Consider the following 18953-nt stretch of genomic DNA (forward strand, 5'->3'; position numbering starts at 1 on the left):
ATGGGCCCATGGCCGGGTGCTCCCGTCCGGGCGCCCGGTCCTGTCCATTTCCTGCATCCCATGCTCCAGCTCACCTTTCTCGGCACCTCGGCCGGTGTTCCCACGCGCCGGCGCAACGTCACGGGGCTGGCCGTCCAGACCGGCCCGGGCAAATCCTGGCTGCTCGTCGACTGCGGCGAGGCCACCCAGCACCAGATCCTGCGTTCTGCGCTGTCGGTGCACGACCTGCACACCATCCTCATCACGCATGCCCACGGCGACCACTGCTACGGCCTGCCGGGGCTGCTGTCGAGCTGCGCCATGCACCACCGCACCGAGCCGCTCACCCTGATCGCCCCCCAGGCCGTGCTGGACTGGGTGGCCGCCACCGAACGCTGCGGCGACCTCTGCCTGCCCTACCCGCTGCATGTCCACCCCGTGGAGCCGCACGACACCGTGGTCTCGCGCCACGACCTGCACATCACCCGCCACCCGCTGGCCCATCGTGTGCCCAGCCACGCCTACCGCATCGAACAGATCCAGCACCGGACGCGGCTCGACGGCGAGGCCCTGCGACGCCTGGGCCTGCCCCGCGGCCCGCTGTGGAAGGCCCTGCAGCAGGGCAGCGAAGTGGAGTGGCAGGGCCAGCGCATCCGGCCCGACGCCGTGTGCCTGCACGAAGAGCGGCATCTGTGCGCCGTGGTGGCAGGCGACAACGCCATGCCCACCCTCCTCACCGAGGCCTGTGCCGGCGCCCAGCTCCTCGTGCATGAAAGCACCTACACCGAAGCCGTGCTCCAGCGCGTGGGCCCCGAGTACCTGCACAGCTGCGCGGCCGATGTGGCCCGCTTCGCCGAAGACTGCGGTCTGCCCAACCTGATCCTGACGCACTTCAGCCCCCGCTTCGATGGTCCGCCCGAACGCCTTGCCCCCGTGCGTGACGAAGCCACGGCCCACTACCACGGCCACCTGCACCTCGCCTGCGACTTCGACGTGCTCGACCTGCACGACGACGGCCGCCTGGAACTCGTGTCCCGGAACGGACAGCCCGTGTCGCCTGCCCGTCAGCCGGACCGCTGAGAGCGACGGCCGCCGACCGGCCCACTCAGCGCATCCGGGCCGCCTCCGCCCATGCACAAAAAAAACAGGCGCCCGCAAGGAGCGCCTGTTTCAGGAAAAGCAGAAGAGCACCGGAACACCGTCCTGCCGCATGCGGCAGACACGGTGCCCTGCTGCACTTACTGCACGCCGAGCCGGCGGTTGATGATCCACTGCTGCGCGATCGACAGCAGGTTGTTGGTCAGCCAGTACAGCACCAGACCGGCCGGGAAGAAGAAGAACATCACACTGAACACCAGCGGCATGATCCACATCATCTTGGCCTGCATGGGATCGGGCGGCGTCGGGTTGAGCCACACCTGCAGCAGGCTCGACAGCGTCATCAGGATCGGCAGGATGTAGAAGGGATCGGGCGTGGACAGATCCTTCACCCACAGAATCCACGGCGCCCCGCGCATCTCGACACTGGCGAGCAGCACCCAGTACAGGGCGATGAACACCGGAATCTGGATCATGATCGGCAGGCAGCCGCCGAGCGGATTGACCTTTTCCTCGCGGTAGATGCGCATCATCTCCTGCTGCATCTTCTGCGGCTCGTCCTTGTGGCGCTCGCGCAGCGCCTGGATGCGCGGATTGATGGCCTTCATCTTGGCCATGCTCGAATAGGCCTTGTGGTTGAGCCAGTAGAAGGCGGCCTTGAGCAGCACTACCAGCGCCACGATGGACCAGCCCCAGTTCAGCAGGAAGCCGTGCAGGAAGGTCAGCAGCGCATACAGCGGACGGGCGATGATGGTCAGCCAGCCATAGTCCTTGACCAGGTCGAGGTTGGGCGACAACGCCTTCATGACCTGCTCGTCCTGCGGCCCGATGAACAGCGTGGTGTCCACCGACTTGGTCGCTCCGGGAGCGATCTGGCCCAGGCCCATGACCTGACCAGCTGCATACAGGCCGTCGACCTTGCGCACGTAGTTCTCGCGGGCCGTGCCGGCTGCCGGCAGCCAGGCGCTGGCGAAATAGTGCTGCACCATGGCGACATAGCCGTCGCTGCTGTCCTTCTGCAGGGTGACCTTGCCCTTGTCGATGTCCTCGAAGGTGAGCTTCTGGTACTTGCCCTCGCTGCTGTAGAAAGCCGGCCCGGTGAAGGTGGAATAGAAGCGGTTGCCGCCCGGAGCCTTGCTGCCGTCACGCACCAGCTGCTCGTAGAGCTGGGGAGACACGGCGGTAGTGCCCACGTTGACCACGCTGTGCTGCACGCCGATGGCGTAGCTGCCGCGCTTGAGGGTATAGGTCTTGACCAGCTTCACGCCACCCACGGGCGCGGATTCGAAGCGCACCTGCAGGCTGTCCTGCCCATCGGCCAGGTTGTGGACCGAGCCCACGAGCTGCATGGGCGTGAGGTGGTTGGGCAGCGTGCCGCCCGCCAGTCCGGTCTGCGCCTCATAGACGTGGGAGCCTGCGTTTTCCAGCAGCACGATGGGCGGGCTGTTGCGGTCGTTGCTGGCCTCGGGATACTGCAGGAGCTGCGCCCCCACGAGAGAGCCACCCTGCGTATTGAACGTGAGGCGGTAGACGTCGGTGGTGACCGTCACGTTCTGCCCTGCGGCCGGAGCCGATGCCGCCTGTGCAGGCTGCGCCGCAGCGGCCGATGCGTCTGCTGCCGGAGCAGCAGCCGGCACGCCGGTCGAGGCCGGAGCCGACGCAGTCACTGCAAGGGGCGTGCTGCCGGGGAAGAACGTCGGTTGACGGCCATTGTGGATCTGCCACTGATCCCAGAGCAGGATCAGCGAGATGCCGAAGATGACCCACAGAAAGGTACGGCGAAAATCGTTCATGAGCAGTGCGTGATGGATGACGGGGATTCGTCGGAGGAAGACGGGGCGGGTGCGCGGCGGCGCAGGCCTGCCAGACCGCTGAACAGGCGGGGTGCCTGCTCCGGCACGGGATCGCATCCCCCCTCGCACCAGGGCTGGCAGCGTCCCAGACGGCGCAGCGTGAGGTAGCTGCCGGCTGCCGCGCCGTGCCGCTCCAGGGCTTCGAGCGCATAGGCCGAGCAGGTGGGCTCGAACCGGCATTGCGACCCGACCCACGGACTCAGCAGCAGCCGGTAGGCCCTGACCCCGAGCATGAGGAGATGTTTCATGATGCGCTCCGCATTGTGCCAGATGGCGCCCCCTGCCCCCCGGCCGTTGCCGGCGCGGCGGAAGGCCTGCGGCGGGGTGCCGGCGCAGGGCGGGAAGGGGACGGGAGAGAGGCCCAGCAGGACCGGGCCTGCAGAAAGAGCTGGTCGAGCTCGGCCCGCACCGCCCGCTTGAGAGCGTCGGAGGTGGCGCTCACATACACCTTGCGGTCATAGCCGCTGCGCAGACGCAGCACCAGCGCACAGCACTCCGGCAGTTCGGGCAGGTGCGCCCGCACGGCCTCGCGCATCTGGCGCTTGATGGTGTTGCGCGTCACGGCCCGGCGGGCCCAGCGCTTGGGCACGAGCACCCCCGCATGGCGGTGGGCATCGGCAAAGAGGAGGGAAGAGGCTGCAGCCCCTTCCTGCCGGGGCTGCCAGCGCAGGACATGCAACGCAAAATGGGGCGTACGCCCCACGGTCGCGCCCTGCAGCACCGCCTGAAACTGGGCACTGCTGCGCAACCGTTGCAGGCTCGCGGGGCAGGCGTCAGGCTGGTCCATGGCGCATGGATGGCTCGCGGACGGCACAGCGCCCGCCAGTCATCGCAGGAAAATCAGACGGCCAGGCGCTTGCGGCCCTTGGCACGGCGAGCGTTGATGACGGCGCGGCCGCCACGGGTCTTCATGCGCACGAGGAAACCGTGGGTACGTGCGCGGCGGGTCTTGGAGGGCTGGTAAGTGCGTTTCATGGGAGAAATTCCTGGGAAAGAAACCTGTTGTTATGCCAGGCCCGGCGGCTCGCCGGACCCTCGTTCTCCCGCAAAATTTCGGGAAAGCCTCGGATTATCACAAACTTTTTTCGTCGAATCAACCATTTGCCCCCACAGCTCGTGCAGATTGTGGCTTCTGCAGAGGGCCGCGGCTCCTGCGACACACCCTGCCCCGCGCATACCGCGAGCCTGCCGGGCGCGTCAAGCACCTGTGCCAAATCCCCACCATCGGGGCGCCCCGGCCGGTCGGGGCTGCCCAAGTTATCCACAGGCCGCTATACTTCCATCGCTCCGGCGCCCCGCGCCCTCCGAGTCCTTTTCCGCCCCGTGTTGCCTGTGTCCATGCCCGCCGAAGTTTCCCCGTCTGCCAGTGAACCGCTCGATGCCGATCTGTGGCAGGCCTGCCTGGACGTTCTGGCGCTGGATGTGCCCTCGCAGCAGTTCAACACCTGGATCAAGCCCCTGCAGGCCTCGGTGACCGAGCAGCACGTGCAGATTCTGGTGGCCAACCGCTTCAAGCTCGACTGGATCCGCGCCCAGTACCTGCCGCGCATTGTCGAGATCCTGGAGCAGCTCGCCGACCAGCCCGTGCCAGTGGAGCTGGGCATCGCCAGCCGCCGGCCCCGTGCCGGGGTGTCGCGGGCCGCGCTCGCGGCCGCCCAGCCGGCTGCACAGCCCCTGATGGCGCCGCCGGTGCAGCCCATGGCGGCACCGCAGCCCCTGCCGCCTGCCGATCCGCTGATGGCGCCCCCCTCCCTGCCGCCGCAGGCCGGCGTGCGCGCCAACCCGACCCGGCTCGACCCCAACCGCACGTTCGAGAACCTGGTGGAGGGGAGTGCCAACCGCATGGCACGCGCTGCCGCGCTGCATGTGGCCTCGCAGCCGGGGCAGCTCTACAACCCGCTGTTCATCTATGGCGGCGTGGGCCTGGGCAAGACCCACCTGCTGCAGGCCGTGGGCAACAAGCTGCTGGAGCTGCGCCCCTCGGCGCGCGTGCTCTACACCCATGCCGAGCAGTTCGTGACGGACGTGGTCAAGTCCTACCAGCGCAAGGCCTTCGACGAGTTCAAGGCCCGCTACCACCAGCTCGACCTGCTGATGATCGACGACGTGCAATTCTTTGCCAACAAGGACCGCACGCAGGAGGAGTTCTTCAACGCCTTCGAGGCGCTGCTCTCGCGCAAGAGCCACATCGTGATGACCAGCGACACCTATCCCAAGGGGCTGGCCAACATCACGCAGCGGCTGGTGTCGCGCTTCGACTCCGGCCTCACGGTGGCGATCGAACCGCCCGAGCTGGAGATGCGCGTGGCGATCCTGATGAACAAGGCGCAGGCCGAGGACCGCGAGCTGCCCGAGGAAGTGGCCTTCTTCGTGGCCAAGAACGTGCGGGCCAACGTGCGCGAACTCGAAGGGGCGCTGCAGAACATCCTGGCGTATTCGCGCTTCAGCGGCCGCCCGATCGACATCCAGCTCGTGCGCGAGGCGCTGCGCGACCTGCTGTCGATCAAGAACCGCCAGATCAGCGTCGAGAACATCCAGAAGACGGTGGCCGACTACTACAAGATCAAGGTCGCCGACATGCACAGCAAGAAGCGGCCCGCCAACATCGCACGGCCACGCCAGATTGCCATGTATCTGGCCAAGGAAATGACGCAGAAGAGCCTGCCGGAAATCGGCGAGATGTTTGGCGGGCGCGACCACACCACGGTGCTGCATGCCGTGCGCAAGATCGGCGGCGAACGCGCCAACGATCCCGACCTGAACCAGCAGCTGCACGTGCTGGAGCAGACCATCAAGGGCTGAGCCACTCTCCCACCGCAGGAGCACGCCCGGTGAGCGTGCAGGCCTGCTGCCCGGACTCCTTCCCCCTTGTGCCGCTGTGCAGCGGGCCGCGCACGCTGCGGCCCTTTCCGCTGCAGCTCAGCTGCCGCAGCCTGCCGTCTGGGCCCGCCGCATGGCAGCCGGCATGAGCCGTTCGGCCGATACGTAGCACTGGCGGAAGATCTCGAACGGCATGGTGTCGGCGGCCTCGATGCGCTGGCGTTCCGCCACCGAAGCCTCCGCCATGTGCCGGAAGGCGGCTTCTTGGTCGGGGGCCAGCGGCTGCGCCAGCATGGCGGCGCGCGTGGCAGCCGAGCGGCTCCGCACGAAGCCCACGAAGCTGCCCTGCTCCACATCGCGCCGCAGCGCCTCAAGCACCTGGGCCGACGGCAGGGTCTCGGGCGCGGCCAGACGCCGGCGCGCCTCGGCAAGCGCCTGCACATGGGCCTGCCCACCGCCCACGGCATCGAGGTGGGCAGCAATAAGAGCCATTTCTTCCAGAAGCTCATGGGCCCATTCGGTGAGCACCACCTCGCTTCCGTGGCGCTCCAGCCGCAGGCCGGGTTCGCGTCCGCGCGAGGCTGTGAGGTGCTGGTTGTGCTTGAGGGCCGCCAGCTCCTCGGGCGTGTCGGGCGGGCTGTCGGTCAGGAGCGCATGCAGCAGGAAAAGATCGAGGAAGCGCATGGTGCCGGCATCGATGCCGACATCGAGGAAGGGGTTGAGGTCCATGAGGCGGACCTCGACGTATTCCACACCACGCTCGCGCAGGGCATGCAGGGGCCGTTCGCCCTGGTGGATCACCCGCTTGGGCCGGATGGTGCCGTAGAACTCGTTCTCGATCTGCAGCAGAGTGGTGGAGAGCTGGTTGTACTCGCCCCCCAGGTTGCGGATGCCGATGGCTTCGTAGGGCGGATAAGGCACGGTGAGCGCCTCCTGAAGAGAGGCGGCATAGCCTTCCAGGTGGTTGTAGCTCACGGCCAGCGTGGCCTGGGCATCGCTCTGGTAGCCGAGCCGCCCCATGCGCAGCGACGTGGCCCAGGGCAGGTGCATGGTGCGCGGGCCCAGAGGTTCGAGCCCATGCTCGCGTCCGGCCACGAAGGTGCTGCACACGGCGGGAGACGCGCCGAACAGATAGAGCAGCAGGAAGGAATGGCGGCGGAAATTGCGGATGAGGCCGAAATAGGCCTCGCTGTCGATGCCGGGCATCGACCAGTTGTAGTGGATGCCGGAGATGGTCTGCATGCGCCTGCCATAGCGGTGGCCCAGCCCCATGCGGTAGACGCTCTTGGCGCGTCCGATGTTGGAGGTGCCGTAGCGCCCCAGCGGGATGGTCTCGTCGGTGGGCAGGCCACAGGGCATGCTGGCCACCCAGAGCATCTCGTCGCCATGTGCGGCCAGCACGCGGTAGACCTCGCGGTGAACGCGGGTGAGTTCGTCGAGACAGGCTTCGGGGCTGGGGTGCACGCCGGTGACGAGCTCGATCTGGGACTCGCTGAAATCGGTGGTGATGTGCGGGTGGGTCAGCGGTGCACCCAGCTCGGCCGGGTGCGGGGTGAGGGCGAGCATGCCGTCGGGACGCACGCGCAGGCTCTCCTTTTCCAGTCCGCGCCGCATGCCGCCCACGCGGTCGGCAGTGAGGGCAGCAAGCCGGGAAGACAGGGTGCTCAGGGTAGAAGCATTCATAGACAGGGAAGGATCGGCCATGCAGGTCGCCTGCGGCGGGAGGTCATCCCTGACTTCCACGGCACACAGGCCTCTGCCGTCGCCCGGCACCCCCCGGAATCGGGCTGGCACGCCGGCGCGACCGGGAGGGGCCTTCTGGCCCCATCCGCGGCGGCACCATCATAGCGGGAGCAGAAAATCCCCGCCTGCGCGGGCCTGTGTCCGGGGCGCACGCCATGCCGGCCCCGACATGCCAGACGCCTGGGAAGGCACAGGCGAGTGACTCACCACCACACGAACAGCGCCACCACCCCGGCCAGCAGCGCCAGCTTGGTGAGGCGATAGACGGTGGGGTTCCAGTTCTTGAAGCGGCGGCGGGCCTTGCCGGCGTAGAAGGAGACCAGGAACAGCCGGCTCACCAGCCCCTTGGGATCACCCTCGCTGTTGGGCGAGCTGGCCGCAGCGACCATGTGCTCGCCGATCCAGCGGTTGACAGCCTGCGCAAACCGGTTGCGCATGGGACGCTCGACGTCGCAGAACAGCACGATGCGGTTCTGGCCGCTGTGGTTGTCGGCGTAGTGCAGATAGGTTTCGTCGAACACGACTCCCTCGCCCTCGCGCCAGCTGTAGCGCTGGCCGTCGACGTCGATGTAGCAGGCCTCGTTGCCCGGTGCGATGAGTCCGAGGTGGTAGCGCAGCGACCCGGCATAGGGATCGCGGTGGATGCCGAGGCGGGCACCGTCGGGCAGTTCGGCGAACATGGCAGCCTTGATGCTCGGCAGGCCGGCCACGAGGGCCGTGGTCTTGGGGCAGAGCTTGGCGGCGGAGGGATGGGCATCGCCATACCACTTGAGATAGAAGCGCTTCCAGCCCGTCTTGAAGAAGGAGTTGAAACCGGCGTCGTCGTTGTTGGCGGCAGCCTTGATCTGCATGGCGCGCGACAGGTTCTCGGCCTCCTCCCGGATTTCCTTCCAGTGGGCCTGCAGCACGGCCAGCTCGGGGAAGGTCTCGACCGGCAGATAGGGCGTGCGCGGCACGCGCGAGAACGCCAGCATGAAGACATTGATGGGCGCCATGAAGGTCGAGTGGTCGAATGCCTGCCGCGACAGGCGCAGGCGCACCTTGCCGCGCAGGTGCATGACCGTGGCCGAGGCCGCAAAGAGAAGGAGCAGGACGAGGAGGGCGATCTTCATGTGTGGGCAGCAGGACACGGGCCGCGCAGGCAACCCGCCCCCGGAGTGCGTGAATGGAAAAAGAGGGGAAAGCGACTGGGGGAATTATCCCGCAAGGCTGCCGGAAGTGCATTTCGGCGCTGCGGCCTGCTGCGAGCGCACGGCGGGGGCCCCTCTCCGAAAGGAGTAGCCGGCCCCCTTCCGCAGGGGAGCTGTGCCGCCGCACGCCACAGGCTATAACCGGAGCATGACCGCCTCGCCCCCCTCTTTCCAGCCCCTCTCCTCCGCCAGCCTGCAGGACCGCTACGGCCGCACGGTGGACTATCTGCGCGTGTCGGTCACCGACAAGTGCGACCTGCGCTGCACCTACTGCATGCCCCGCCGGTTCCGGGGCTTCGAGGAGCCGGAGCACTGGCTCACCTTTGACGAGATCGAGCGCGTGGTGGCGGCCTTTGTGCGCATGGGCACGCGCCGCGTGCGGCTCACGGGAGGCGAACCGCTGCTGCGCCGGGGCCTGCCGGAGCTGGCGGGGCGGCTGTCCGCACTGCCTGGCATGGAAGACCTCTCGCTCACCACCAACGGCACCCAGCTGGCCCGGCAGGCGCACGCCCTGCGCGCAGCGGGGGTACGCCGGCTGAACGTGAGCCTCGACTCCCTGCGGGCCGACTGCGTGCAGGCCATTACCGGAAGCGACTGCCTGCAGCCGGTGCTCGACGGCCTGCACGCCGCCCGGGACGCCGGATTCGAGCGCATCAAGATCAACATGGTGCCGCTCGAAGGGGTGAACGTGCAGGACATCGAGGCGATGGCACAGTGGTGCATGAACGAGGGCTTCGTGCTGCGGCTCATCGAGGCCATGCCCATGGGCGAGACCGGCCGCGCCGCCCGCGGACTGGCGCTCGGCCCGCTGCTGGCGCAGCTGCAGCCCCGCCTGGGCCTGCTGCCGGCCATCGAGCCGCTGGGCGGAGGGCCGGCCCGGTACTGGCGCAATCCGGCCACCGGATTCACGCTCGGCCTCATCACGCCCATGTCGCAGCATTTCTGTGCCACGTGCAACCGGGTGCGCCTGTCGGTGGACGGCACGCTGTACCTGTGCCTCGGTCAGGAGGACCGTGTGGAGCTGCGCCCGCTGCTGCGCGCCGGCTGCAGCGACGCCGAACTGGAGGCCGCGCTGCGCGCCGCCATCGACCGCAAGCCGGAACGCCACGACTTTCTGGCCCGCCCCGAGAAGATCGTGCGCTTCATGTCGATGACGGGCGGCTGACGCGGGCGACTCCATCCCGCACCGGCCCGCGCGGACTCCCTGCCGCCCGGGCACGCGGGCCAGACGGCTCCTCTATCATGCGGCCATGAATCTCGACCAACTCCCCAACCGCCACAGTCTGGCGAGCAAGCTGCTGCTGCTTTCGCTGGTCTGGCTGGTGGCCGCCATGGTGTCGATCGGCTACACGCTCGTGCTGTCGTGGAAGCTGCAGGGCGGCGCCGCCGCCATCAACGACGCCGGCAGCCTGCGCATGCACACCTACCACGCCATGGAGCTGCTGAGCCAGAACCAGCCCCCGGCGGTGGTGGGGGCCGAGAAGCAGGAATTCACGAACACGCTCGACCGCCTGATCGCGGGGGATCCCTCGCGCCCCCTGTTCCTGCCCGACCAGCCCCAGGTGCGCGCACAGGCGGAGCTCGTGCGGCAGCAGTGGCACACCCACATGCTGCCGCTGCTCACGGCGGCGTCAGCCCAGCGGCTGGGCAACGCGGCACTCGACACCGAGGTGGACCGCTTCGTGGGCCGCATCGACCAGCTCGTGCGGCTGGTGGAGATCGACAACGCCTCCAATACCGCACTGCTGCGCATCTTCCAGCTCACGCTCATCGGCATGGCGGTGGTCGGCTCGATCAGCATGATCTACCTGCTCTATCTCATGGTGATCCTGCCCGTGGACCTGCTCCACCAGGGCATGCAGCGCCTGAGTCAGGGCGATCTGGGAAGCCGGGTGGACATCGAGAGCCGGGACGAATTCGGGGCGCTGGCCTCTGGCTTCAACCAGATGGCCAGCCGCCTGCAGGGGCTGGTGCAGGACATGGAGCGCAAGGTGCGCGACAAGACCCACGCGCTCGAATCCAACAACCGGCAGCTCGGCGCCCTGTATGCGGTCACCACCTTCCTGCACCAGTCGCACAACCTCGAAGACATCTGCGCGGGCTTTCTGCGCCATGTGATGGCGCTGGTGCAGGCCGACGGCGGCAGCGTGCGTCTGCTCGACGAGGCACGCGGCAAGATCGACGAGGTCGCCGAGATCGGCCTGCCCGAGGAGCTGCAGCACCAGGACGTCTGTGCCCGCGTGGACGGCTGCTTCTGCGGCCAGGCTGCCAACCAGCCCGACGCCGTGGTGCACTTCTTCAGCGCCGAGGACCTCCGGCGCGCCGCCGCGTCCGATCCCGGCCCCAGCCCCGGCGAGCTTCTGCCTGCGGTGCTCCCCATCGTCCAGAGCGGTGCCGCAGCCGGCGAGGCAGGCCCGGCCGTGCGTCCCTGCGAGACGGCGGGCTTTCACGGCATCTCGGTGTTCCAGATTCGCAGCGGACAGCACAACATCGGCGTGTTCACGCTGTTTTTCCGCACCCCGCGCACGCTGGACACGGACGAGCGCCACCTGCTCGAAGTGCTGGGCAGCCACCTGGGCGTGGCCATCGACAACACCCGCCTGGCCGCCCGCGACCGGCAGCTGGCCGTCATGGAGGAGCGCAACCTCATGGCGCAGGGGCTGCACGACAGCATCGCGCAGTCGCTGTCCTTCCTCAACCTGCAAGTGCAGATGCTCGACACCGCCCTGCGCGACGGCGAGCTCGCACAGGCGCAGGAGAATCTGGCCTTCATCCGCGCCGGCGTGCAGGAAAGCTACGAGGACGTGCGCGAGCTGCTGCTCAACTTCCGCGTGCGCATCAACCGCCAGGAGCTGCCCGAGGCCATCCGCACCCTGCTCGCCCGCTTCGAGCAGCAGACGCATGTGGCCACCCACCTCGACCTGACCGGCACGGGCCTGCCGCTCGACCCGCAGCAGCAGCTGCAGGTCATATTCATCCTGCAGGAAGCCCTCTCGAACGTGCGCAAGCACGCCCAGGCCAGCCATGTCGACGTGCATGTGCGCAACGAGGCGGACTTCACCCTCACCGTCACCGACAACGGCCGTGGCATAGACTATGCGCAGATGCAGGAGCGCAAGGCCCGGCATGTCGGCCTGTCCATCATGCAGGAGCGCGCCAGCCGCATCCACGCCACCGTGCACATCACCCCGGCCCCGCAGGGCGGCACCCGGGTGGAGCTGGTGCTCCCACAGCAACAACGCATTGCCACCTGACCATGACCGACGCCTCTCCCCTCCCCTCCGCTTCGTCCGATGCGCCCATCCGCATCCTGCTCGTGGACGACCACACCCTCTTCCGCAGCGGCCTCAAGGCCCTGCTGCAGCGCCAGCCCGACCTGCAGGTGGTGGGCGAGGCCGGCGACGGCCTCGAAGGGGTCAAGCTCGCCCAGCAGCTGCGCCCGGACGTGGTGCTGCTCGACCTCGACATGCCCGTCATGCACGGCCGCGATGCCCTGGCGCAGATGCTCGACACGCATCCCGATCTCGCCGTGCTGATGCTCACCGTCTCGGAAGACAGCGACGACCTGGCCGAATGCATGAAGATGGGCGCGCGCGGCTACCTGCTCAAGAAGATCGATGCCGATTTCCTGCTCGGCAGCATCCGGCGCGCCGTGGCCGGCGACAGCGTGCTCTCGCCCGAGATGACGGCCAAGCTCGTGCAGAAGCTGCGCGCCCCCGTCGTGGAAAGCGTGCCGCCCGAATACGAATCCCTCACCCCGCGCGAACGCGAGACCCTGACCTGGCTGGCCCGGGGCGCGAGCAACAAGCAGATCGCCCGCACCCTCGACGTGGCCGAGAGCACCATCAAGGTCCATGTGCAGAACATCCTGCGCAAGCTCGACCTGCACAGCCGCGTGCAGGCCGCCGTGTATGCCGTCGAGCACGGCTACGACAAGCCGGCGGACGGTTCTGCCGGCTGAGGCTGCCTGGCTCTGCAGGAGCAGAGCTTCCGCCCCTGGGCACTGCGCATCGAGCGCTGCACGGCGTATGTTCCATAGCCTCAAAGTGCAGCGGCTGCACGCCGTCTGCAAGTCACCCTCCCGTTCAGCAGGGATATGCCCGCAACCGGCTGCACCGCAGCATGGGGCCGGTGCTAGAGTGCCCCACAGTTCCTGCGGACGCGATCTGCGCACACCTGCAAAGGCCCGCCGACAGGACAACGGGCGTGTCGGCGCGCGGATCGGAAAGACCGCCGGACAGCGTTCCGAAGTCAGGGGCCCGAGGGTTTCGGCAGTTCATGAGTCCCCCGGTCCGGCATGATTCCAGGAGTACGCCGGCCACGCCTTCTTTTTCCAAAAAGGAGACCTTCATGTCTTATGCAACCGTCAACCCGTACACGGGTGAAACCCTCAAGACGTTCCCCACCGCCACCGACGCCGAAGTGCAGGCCGCCATCGACCAGGCGCATGCCGCGTTCCTCGACTGGCGCAAGACATCCTTTGCCGAGCGTGCCGCCATCCTGCAGAAAGCCGCCGACCTGCTGCGCAAGGACGCAGACCGCTACGCCCGCCTGCTCACCCTGGAAATGGGCAAGCTCCTGACCGAGGCCCATGCCGAAGTCGAACTCTCCGCCAAGATCCTCGAATACTACGTGCGCAACGCCGAAGCGCTGCTCAAGCCCGAAAAGCTGCCGGTGCTCGACGCTGCCGAAGGCGAGGCCGTGCTGGTGCACGAACCCCTGGGCGTGCTGCTCGCCATCGAGCCCTGGAACTTCCCCTACTACCAGATCGCCCGCATCCTGGCGCCCCAGCTCTCCGCCGGCAACACCATGCTGCTCAAGCATGCCTCCAACGTGCCGCAGTCCGCTGCCGCCTTCGAGGCACTGATGCGCGAAGCCGGTCTGCCCGCAGGCGCCTTCATCAACCTGTACATGGCCCACAGCCAGATCGAGCTGGTGCTCAACGACCCGCGCGTGCACGGCGTGGCCCTGACCGGCTCCGAAGCGGCTGGCTCCATCGTCGCCGCTGCGGCCGGCAAGGCCCTCAAGAAGTCCACCATGGAACTCGGCGGCGCCGATGCCTTTGTGGTGCTCGCCGATGCCGATCTGGAAAAGACGGTCAAGTGGGCCGTGTTCGGTCGCCACTGGAACGGCGGTCAGGTGTGTGTGTCCTCCAAGCGCATGATCATCGTCGACGAGGTGTACGACCGCTTCCTGGCCCTGTACCGCGAGGGCGTGGCCAAACTCGTGGCCGGTGATCCGCTCGACCCTGCCACCACGCTTGCACCGCTGTCGTCCCAGGGCGCTGCCGACGAGCTCAAGGAAAAGATCGAATTCGCCATCTCCCACGGCGCACGCGCCGAGCAGGTGGGTGCGCCGGTGCCCACGCAGGGCGCCTTCGTGCAGCCCACCATCCTGACCGAGGTGGGCGAGGACAACCCGGTGTACTCCATGGAGCTGTTTGGCCCGGTGTCGATGCTGTTCCGCGCCCGCGACGAGGCCGATGCCATCCGCATCGCCAACGACTCGCCCTTCGGCCTGGGTGGTTCGGTGTTCACGCGCGACACTGCCCACGGCGCCGAAGTGGCAGCCCAGATCTCCACCGGCATGGTGTTCGTCAACCACCCCACCAAGGTGGAAGCCGACCTGCCCTTCGGCGGCATCCGCCGCTCCGGCTATGGCCGTGAGCTGCTGGGCCTGGGCATCAAGGAGTTCGTGAACCACAAGCTCATCGACGTGGTGGACATCGACGCCCCGTTCTGAGCAGGATAGGCGCGATCGGTGCGGTACCTCTCCAAGAGGTGCCGACCGCCGTCCCCCGCCATGGGCCGCAGACCCCATGACGGAATAGCTGCATGGCCTCGTCGTTCGAGGCCATTTTTCGTTGGGGAATTCCGTGCGATGCAGGGCGCCCCCTCCGGCATCGCACACAGGGCATGGAAGTGAGGTGGGGCGTGGTTGTGCCGCAGGCCCTGCTGAAGGAGGCTGGGCTGCGTCCAACCCCAGGTGCACCACCGCCGCATGGAATGCGCCCGTGTACAGCGGGCTGTACACATCCCTCACCCCCATATCGCCCCTTGCGTTGCACTGCAGGCCCCTATGCAGTAAATTGAGGGCAAGACGCTGCGGCAAAGCCTCCCGACAATCGTTGAGGGCAGACCTGGGGCCCAAAGGTTCCGTTGGTGGTCAGGGGAGCCCACCACGCAGCGTCCACGAGGCGATCCAGGTGTCGCCTCATTTTTATGATCACCTCAAGGGATGGAGTGAGGGGGCAAGCGGAGGCCTGAATCTCTCGACCGTGGGCAAGGCCATCATGCACTGCCAGAAGGTTCAGGGCACGACGATGCGGCGCGTGCGCGACCTGCCGCTGTGGGATTCCCGTGGCTGATGCCCGGATCGTGTTCTCCCGCATGGCCACCGAGGCCCGGCACGTCCTCGTTGCCACCTCGCAGTCCTGCGACTGATCCTTTTTTGCCCTCCTCGACCAGGAATCTTCCATGCGCTGTCATCGGGCCCTGCGCCTTCCTCGCTCCGTCCTGCTGCAGGCCGTGCTGACGAGTTTCCTCGGCACCGCGCTGGTGCTCGCCGCTGCCCCTGCACAGGCCCAGAGTCCCGCACCCTCGACCTGGCAGGGGGTGTGGCGCGGCACCATCGGTCAGGCTCCGGTGCAGGTCTGTCTGGACCGGGATTTCGGAGCCTACTACTACCTGAAGCACCTGAAAATCATTTCACTGGGGCCGCTCGACCGCCCCACGAACAGTGCCACGCTCCCGGTGTGGAGCGAGTCCCCGTACGGCCGCACACCTGGCAAGGGGCCGCTGTGGCGCATCGCCCCACTGGACGACCATCATCTGCAAGGGGTCTGGCAGAGCGGCTCCCGCACGCTGCCGCTGCGGCTGCAGCGCGTCCCGGTCCCGCAGACAAGCACCTCCGCCGGCGAGTCGCCCTGCGGCAGCGTGGCCTTCAGTGCGCCCCGCTACACCCGCCCGGTGGTGACGACACGGCCGGCTACCCTCATGGGCCGGACCTACACGCGCGTGCAGGTCGATCCCGGCAGACAGTTCGAGGACTCGTCCATCGAGACCTTCCAGCTTCCTGGCGACTCGCCCGAAATCCGCCGGGTGAACGCGGCACTCTCCCGGCCGGTGCCCCGCAGCCGGGAGGATGCGGCGCATTTCGCCTGTTCACGGGCCGCGCTGGGACAGAGCGGACTCGACGGCGCGATCTCGACCACGCTGACCCCACTGATCCTGACCCCGGGCTGGCTGGTGGTACAGAACAGCACCTCCGTCACCTGCGGGGGCGCTCATCCGAGCGCCGGGGTGGATTACCAGACCTGGGACCTGCGGCACGGCGCGGTGGTCGATCTCTATTCATGGTTCACCGCCACGGCCCTGCACAGGGAACGCCCCAGACCGCCCGCCGGCGCCGGCGCTGGCACCGACAGGGAAGCAGATGCCTTCGATCTGCCCCCCACCTACACCCCGGCGTTCCGCCGGCTCATCGAGGCCGCCTATCCCCGCCACGATGCCGACTGCCGGGACGCGGCACGGAGCACCACGTTCTGGAGCCCGCACCTCACTGCCAGAGGCATGGCCTTCACGCCCGAGATGCCCCATGTCGTGCAGGCCTGTGCCGAGGATGCGGAAATTCCGTTCGCGCGCCTTGCGCCCTCTCTCACCCCGGCGGCCAGACGCACGTTCGAGGCGTTTCTGTCCGAGGTCAGGGCGGCCGGAGGCCGATAGCCCCGCCTCCGGCGGGTGTGCGCCCCGACCGCGCCTCAGAACTTCTCGGGCACCATCATCTCGGGCGGCACGGGGTGGCGCTCGTAGTCGAGGTGATGCACCCGCTCTGGCAGGACGATCTCGGGGCGGTCGATCTCATAGTAAGGAATCTGGCTGAGCAGGTGCTCGATGCAGTTGAGGCGGGCCTTTTTCTTGTCGTCGGCCTGCACGACCCACCAGGGCGCCTCGGGGATGTGCGTGCGCTCGAACATGTCTTCCTTGGCGCGGGTGTAGTCCTCCCAGCGGCGCCGGCTCTCCAGATCCATGGGGCTGAGCTTCCACTGCTTGAGCGGATCGTAGATGCGCCCGAGGAAGCGGGTGTGCTGCTCGTCGTCGGAGATCGAGAACCAGTACTTGATGAGCTTGATGCCGGAGCGCACCAGCATCTTCTCGAACTCGGGCACGTCGCGGAAGAACTGTTCGAGCTCGTCGTCGCTGCAGAACCCCATGACCCGCTCGACACCGGCGCGGTTGTACCAGCTGCGGTCGAACAGCACCATCTCGCCGGCTGCCGGCAGATGGCTCACGTAGCGCTGAAAATACCACTGCGTGCGCTCGCGATCACTCGGCGCGGGCAGGGCTGCCACCCGGCACACGCGCGGATTGAGCCGCTGCGTGATGCGCTTGATGATGCCGCCCTTGCCGGCCGCATCCCGCCCCTCGAAGATCACGATGAGCTTGTAGCCGGTGTGCACCACCCAGTCCTGCAGCTTGACGAGCTCGGCCTGCAGCCGGAACAGCTCGCGGAAGTAGGTTCTCCGGGCTTCCCTGTAGGCATCGCTGTCGGTCATCACCTGGGCCAGGCGGTCGATGTTGCGGTCCTCCAGCTCCATTTCGAGCTCTTCGTCGTAGCCGTCGAGCAGGTCGCTCTGCAGGCGCTGGACCAGTTCTTCCTTGTTCATGTCGCGGGGTCTCCTCGTGCATCCGGCCCTCCGCGCGCACAGGGGGCCAGTCTGTGTATTCCGGTCTTCGAGGGTACCGCAATCATGTGACAGTTCGATGCCGGCTGCGCCGATCCGCCCCACGCCCCGGGCACACCCCAGGCTCCAGCCGTCAGGGGATAATGCAGCGCATGGCGGCCCGTGCCGAGTCCCCTTGCCCCGGGCCGCTGCGCAGGCGGACATCGTCTGCTCGTCCCCTGTCTGTGTCCTTCTGCCGCACACGCTGCAGCCCCTTGCCGGTGCGTGCCCTGCACGCCTGCCACCGCCGCCTCCTTGCCCATGTTCGATATTGCCGTTGCCTGTCTCGTCGTCACCGCCCTGTTCGCCTACGTGAACGAACGCTGGATCCGCCTGCCAGGCACGGTGGGCGTGATGACGATCGCCATGGTGCTCTCGCTCGGACTGGTGGTCACGCACCATCTGGGGTGGGAGTTCGCCTACCGGCCGGTGACGGCCTTTCTGAACGACGTGGACTTCTCCGCCATGCTGATGGACGGCATGCTCTCGCTGCTGCTGTTTGCCGGCGCCCTGCACGTGCGCTTCGACCAGCTGCGCAGCTACCGGCTCGCGGTGCTGGCCCTGTCGATCGTGGCCACGCTGGTGTCCACCGTCATCGTCGGCTGGATCACCTGGATGCTGGCGGGCTGGGCAGGGCTGCCGCTGTCGCTGTGGTACTGCATGGTGTTCGGCGCCCTGATCTCGCCCACCGATCCGGTGGCCGTCATGGGACTGCTGCAGCGCTACAAGGCCCCGGCCAGCATGTCGGTGACCATCGCGGGCGAATCGCTGTTCAACGACGGCGTGGGCGTGGTGCTCTTCGTGCTCTTCACCCGCATGGCCGTGAGCGGACAGAGCCCCGACATGCAGGGCATCCTGCACACCGTGGGCCAGGAGGTGGGAGGCGGCCTGGCTCTGGGGCTGGCCCTCGGGCTGCTGCTCAACCTGCTCATGCGCAGCATCGACAACTACGTGGTGGAGGTCATGCTCACGCTCGCGGGCGTGCTCGGGGGCTACCAGCTCGCGCTGCACCTCGAATGCTCCGGCCCGCTGGCCATGGTGGTCACCGGCCTGCTCGTGGGCAACGCGGGACGGGCCTCGGCCATGTCCGAGCTGACCCGGCAACACGTGGACATGTTCTGGGAGCTGATGGACCAGATCCTCAATGCGGTGCTCTTCGTCTTTCTGGGGCTGGAGCTGCTGCTCATCCCCTTCAGTCCCCAGCTGCTGGGGCTGGGCGCCTGCGCCGTGGGAGTGGCGCTGCTGGCGCGCTTCGTGTCGGCCGGACTGCCCACCTGGGCCTTCGGCCGTTGGCTGCGCCTGCCCCCCGGCTCCTGGAAGGTGCTCACCTGGGGCGGCGTGCGCGGCGGCATCTCGGTGGCACTGGCCCTCTCGCTGCCGGCCGGAGAGGCGCGCTCGGCCATCCTGGCGCTCACCTACTGCGTGGTGGTGTTCTCCCTGCTGGTGCAGGGCATGACCATGGGCGGCGTGCTCCAGCGCACCCTGCGGCAGGATGCCTGACGACGCGCTCCATGCTCCCTCTCCGATCCGACTCTCCCTCTCCGATCC

General features: G+C 67.7%; 16 protein-coding genes. 9 read left to right on the plus strand and 7 right to left on the minus strand.

Annotated features, from left to right (window positions below; translation table 11 throughout):
• The first annotated feature begins 60 nt into the window (after window positions 1-60).
• Window positions 61-1059 (plus strand): MBL fold metallo-hydrolase, encoded by a 999-nt coding sequence (locus tag ACE3P9_RS03935; protein ID WP_374491961.1) that lies wholly within the window; start codon window positions 61-63, stop codon window positions 1057-1059.
• A 158-nt stretch (window positions 1060-1217) separates the two neighbouring features.
• Here the strand turns inward: ACE3P9_RS03935 and yidC are convergent, their stop codons facing one another.
• From yidC to rpmH, 4 genes are read right to left on the minus strand one after another with little or no spacing between them, the layout of a single operon-like run.
• Entirely contained in the window at window positions 1218-2870 is a 1653-nt protein-coding gene (yidC, locus tag ACE3P9_RS03940) for a membrane protein insertase YidC (RefSeq protein ID WP_374491962.1), read from the minus strand.
• Window positions 2867-3181 carry a membrane protein insertion efficiency factor YidD gene (gene yidD, locus ACE3P9_RS03945; protein WP_374492142.1) on the minus strand — a complete coding sequence of 105 codons (315 nt, stop codon included), beginning with the start codon at window positions 3179-3181 and terminating at the stop codon, window positions 2867-2869. Before yidD ends, yidC begins: the two co-directional genes overlap by 4 nt.
• On the minus strand, window positions 3175-3717 hold the full coding sequence (gene rnpA, locus ACE3P9_RS03950; protein WP_374491963.1) for a ribonuclease P protein component: 543 nt from the start codon (window positions 3715-3717) through the stop codon (window positions 3175-3177). The genes yidD and rnpA overlap by 7 nt, the downstream gene beginning before the upstream one ends.
• A 53-nt stretch (window positions 3718-3770) precedes the next feature.
• On the minus strand, window positions 3771-3905 hold the full coding sequence (gene rpmH, locus ACE3P9_RS03955) for a 50S ribosomal protein L34 (RefSeq protein ID WP_005798102.1): 135 nt from the start codon (window positions 3903-3905) through the stop codon (window positions 3771-3773).
• A gap of 363 nt (window positions 3906-4268) precedes the next feature.
• Here rpmH and dnaA point away from each other — a divergent pair, with 363 nt between their 5' ends.
• Window positions 4269-5732 (plus strand): chromosomal replication initiator protein DnaA, encoded by a 1464-nt coding sequence (dnaA, locus tag ACE3P9_RS03960; RefSeq protein ID WP_374491964.1) that lies wholly within the window; start codon window positions 4269-4271, stop codon window positions 5730-5732.
• Window positions 5733-5849: 117 nt separating this feature from the next.
• Here the strand turns inward: dnaA and gshA are convergent, their stop codons facing one another.
• Both gshA and ACE3P9_RS03970 read right to left on the minus strand, forming a co-directional pair.
• Entirely contained in the window at window positions 5850-7433 is a 1584-nt protein-coding gene (gene gshA, locus ACE3P9_RS03965) for a glutamate--cysteine ligase (protein ID WP_374491965.1), read from the minus strand.
• 263 nt (window positions 7434-7696) lie between these two features.
• Window positions 7697-8605, minus strand: a complete 909-nt coding sequence (locus tag ACE3P9_RS03970; protein ID WP_374491966.1) for an aspartyl/asparaginyl beta-hydroxylase domain-containing protein — start codon at window positions 8603-8605, stop codon at window positions 7697-7699.
• A gap of 226 nt (window positions 8606-8831) precedes the next feature.
• Between ACE3P9_RS03970 and moaA the strand changes: the two genes are divergently transcribed.
• The 6 genes from moaA to ACE3P9_RS04000 all read left to right on the plus strand — a co-directional run bounded on the left by moaA (window position 8832) and on the right by ACE3P9_RS04000 (window position 16407).
• Window positions 8832-9848, plus strand: coding sequence for a GTP 3',8-cyclase MoaA (moaA, locus tag ACE3P9_RS03975; protein ID WP_374491967.1), 1017 nt, complete (start codon window positions 8832-8834; stop codon window positions 9846-9848).
• Window positions 9849-9933: 85 nt separating this feature from the next.
• Complete coding sequence (locus ACE3P9_RS03980) at window positions 9934-11937, plus strand: type IV pili methyl-accepting chemotaxis transducer N-terminal domain-containing protein (RefSeq protein ID WP_374491968.1); 2004 nt, start codon at window positions 9934-9936, stop codon at window positions 11935-11937.
• 2 nt (window positions 11938-11939) lie between these two features.
• Complete coding sequence (locus ACE3P9_RS03985) at window positions 11940-12644, plus strand: response regulator (protein ID WP_374491969.1); 705 nt, start codon at window positions 11940-11942, stop codon at window positions 12642-12644.
• Window positions 12645-13033: 389 nt separating this feature from the next.
• Complete coding sequence (locus ACE3P9_RS03990) at window positions 13034-14425, plus strand: NAD-dependent succinate-semialdehyde dehydrogenase (protein ID WP_374491971.1); 1392 nt, start codon at window positions 13034-13036, stop codon at window positions 14423-14425.
• A gap of 463 nt (window positions 14426-14888) precedes the next feature.
• The gene (locus tag ACE3P9_RS03995) at window positions 14889-15050 is read left to right on the plus strand and encodes a hypothetical protein (protein ID WP_374491972.1); all 162 of its coding nucleotides are present in this window, start codon (window positions 14889-14891) and stop codon (window positions 15048-15050) included.
• 109 nt (window positions 15051-15159) lie between these two features.
• Entirely contained in the window at window positions 15160-16407 is a 1248-nt protein-coding gene (locus tag ACE3P9_RS04000; protein WP_374491973.1) for a hypothetical protein, read from the plus strand.
• Window positions 16408-16442: 35 nt separating this feature from the next.
• Here the strand turns inward: ACE3P9_RS04000 and ppk2 are convergent, their stop codons facing one another.
• On the minus strand, window positions 16443-17348 hold the full coding sequence (ppk2, locus tag ACE3P9_RS04005; RefSeq protein ID WP_374491975.1) for a polyphosphate kinase 2: 906 nt from the start codon (window positions 17346-17348) through the stop codon (window positions 16443-16445).
• 318 nt (window positions 17349-17666) lie between these two features.
• On the opposite strand from ppk2, the gene ACE3P9_RS04010 reads away from it, so the two are divergent.
• Complete coding sequence (locus ACE3P9_RS04010) at window positions 17667-18905, plus strand: cation:proton antiporter (RefSeq protein WP_374491976.1); 1239 nt, start codon at window positions 17667-17669, stop codon at window positions 18903-18905.
• Window positions 18906-18953: the final 48 nt, after the last annotated feature.

The sequence above is a fragment of the Allobrachymonas sp. genome, from assembly GCF_041912815.1.
GTDB lineage: Bacteria > Pseudomonadota > Gammaproteobacteria > Burkholderiales > Burkholderiaceae_C > Brachymonas.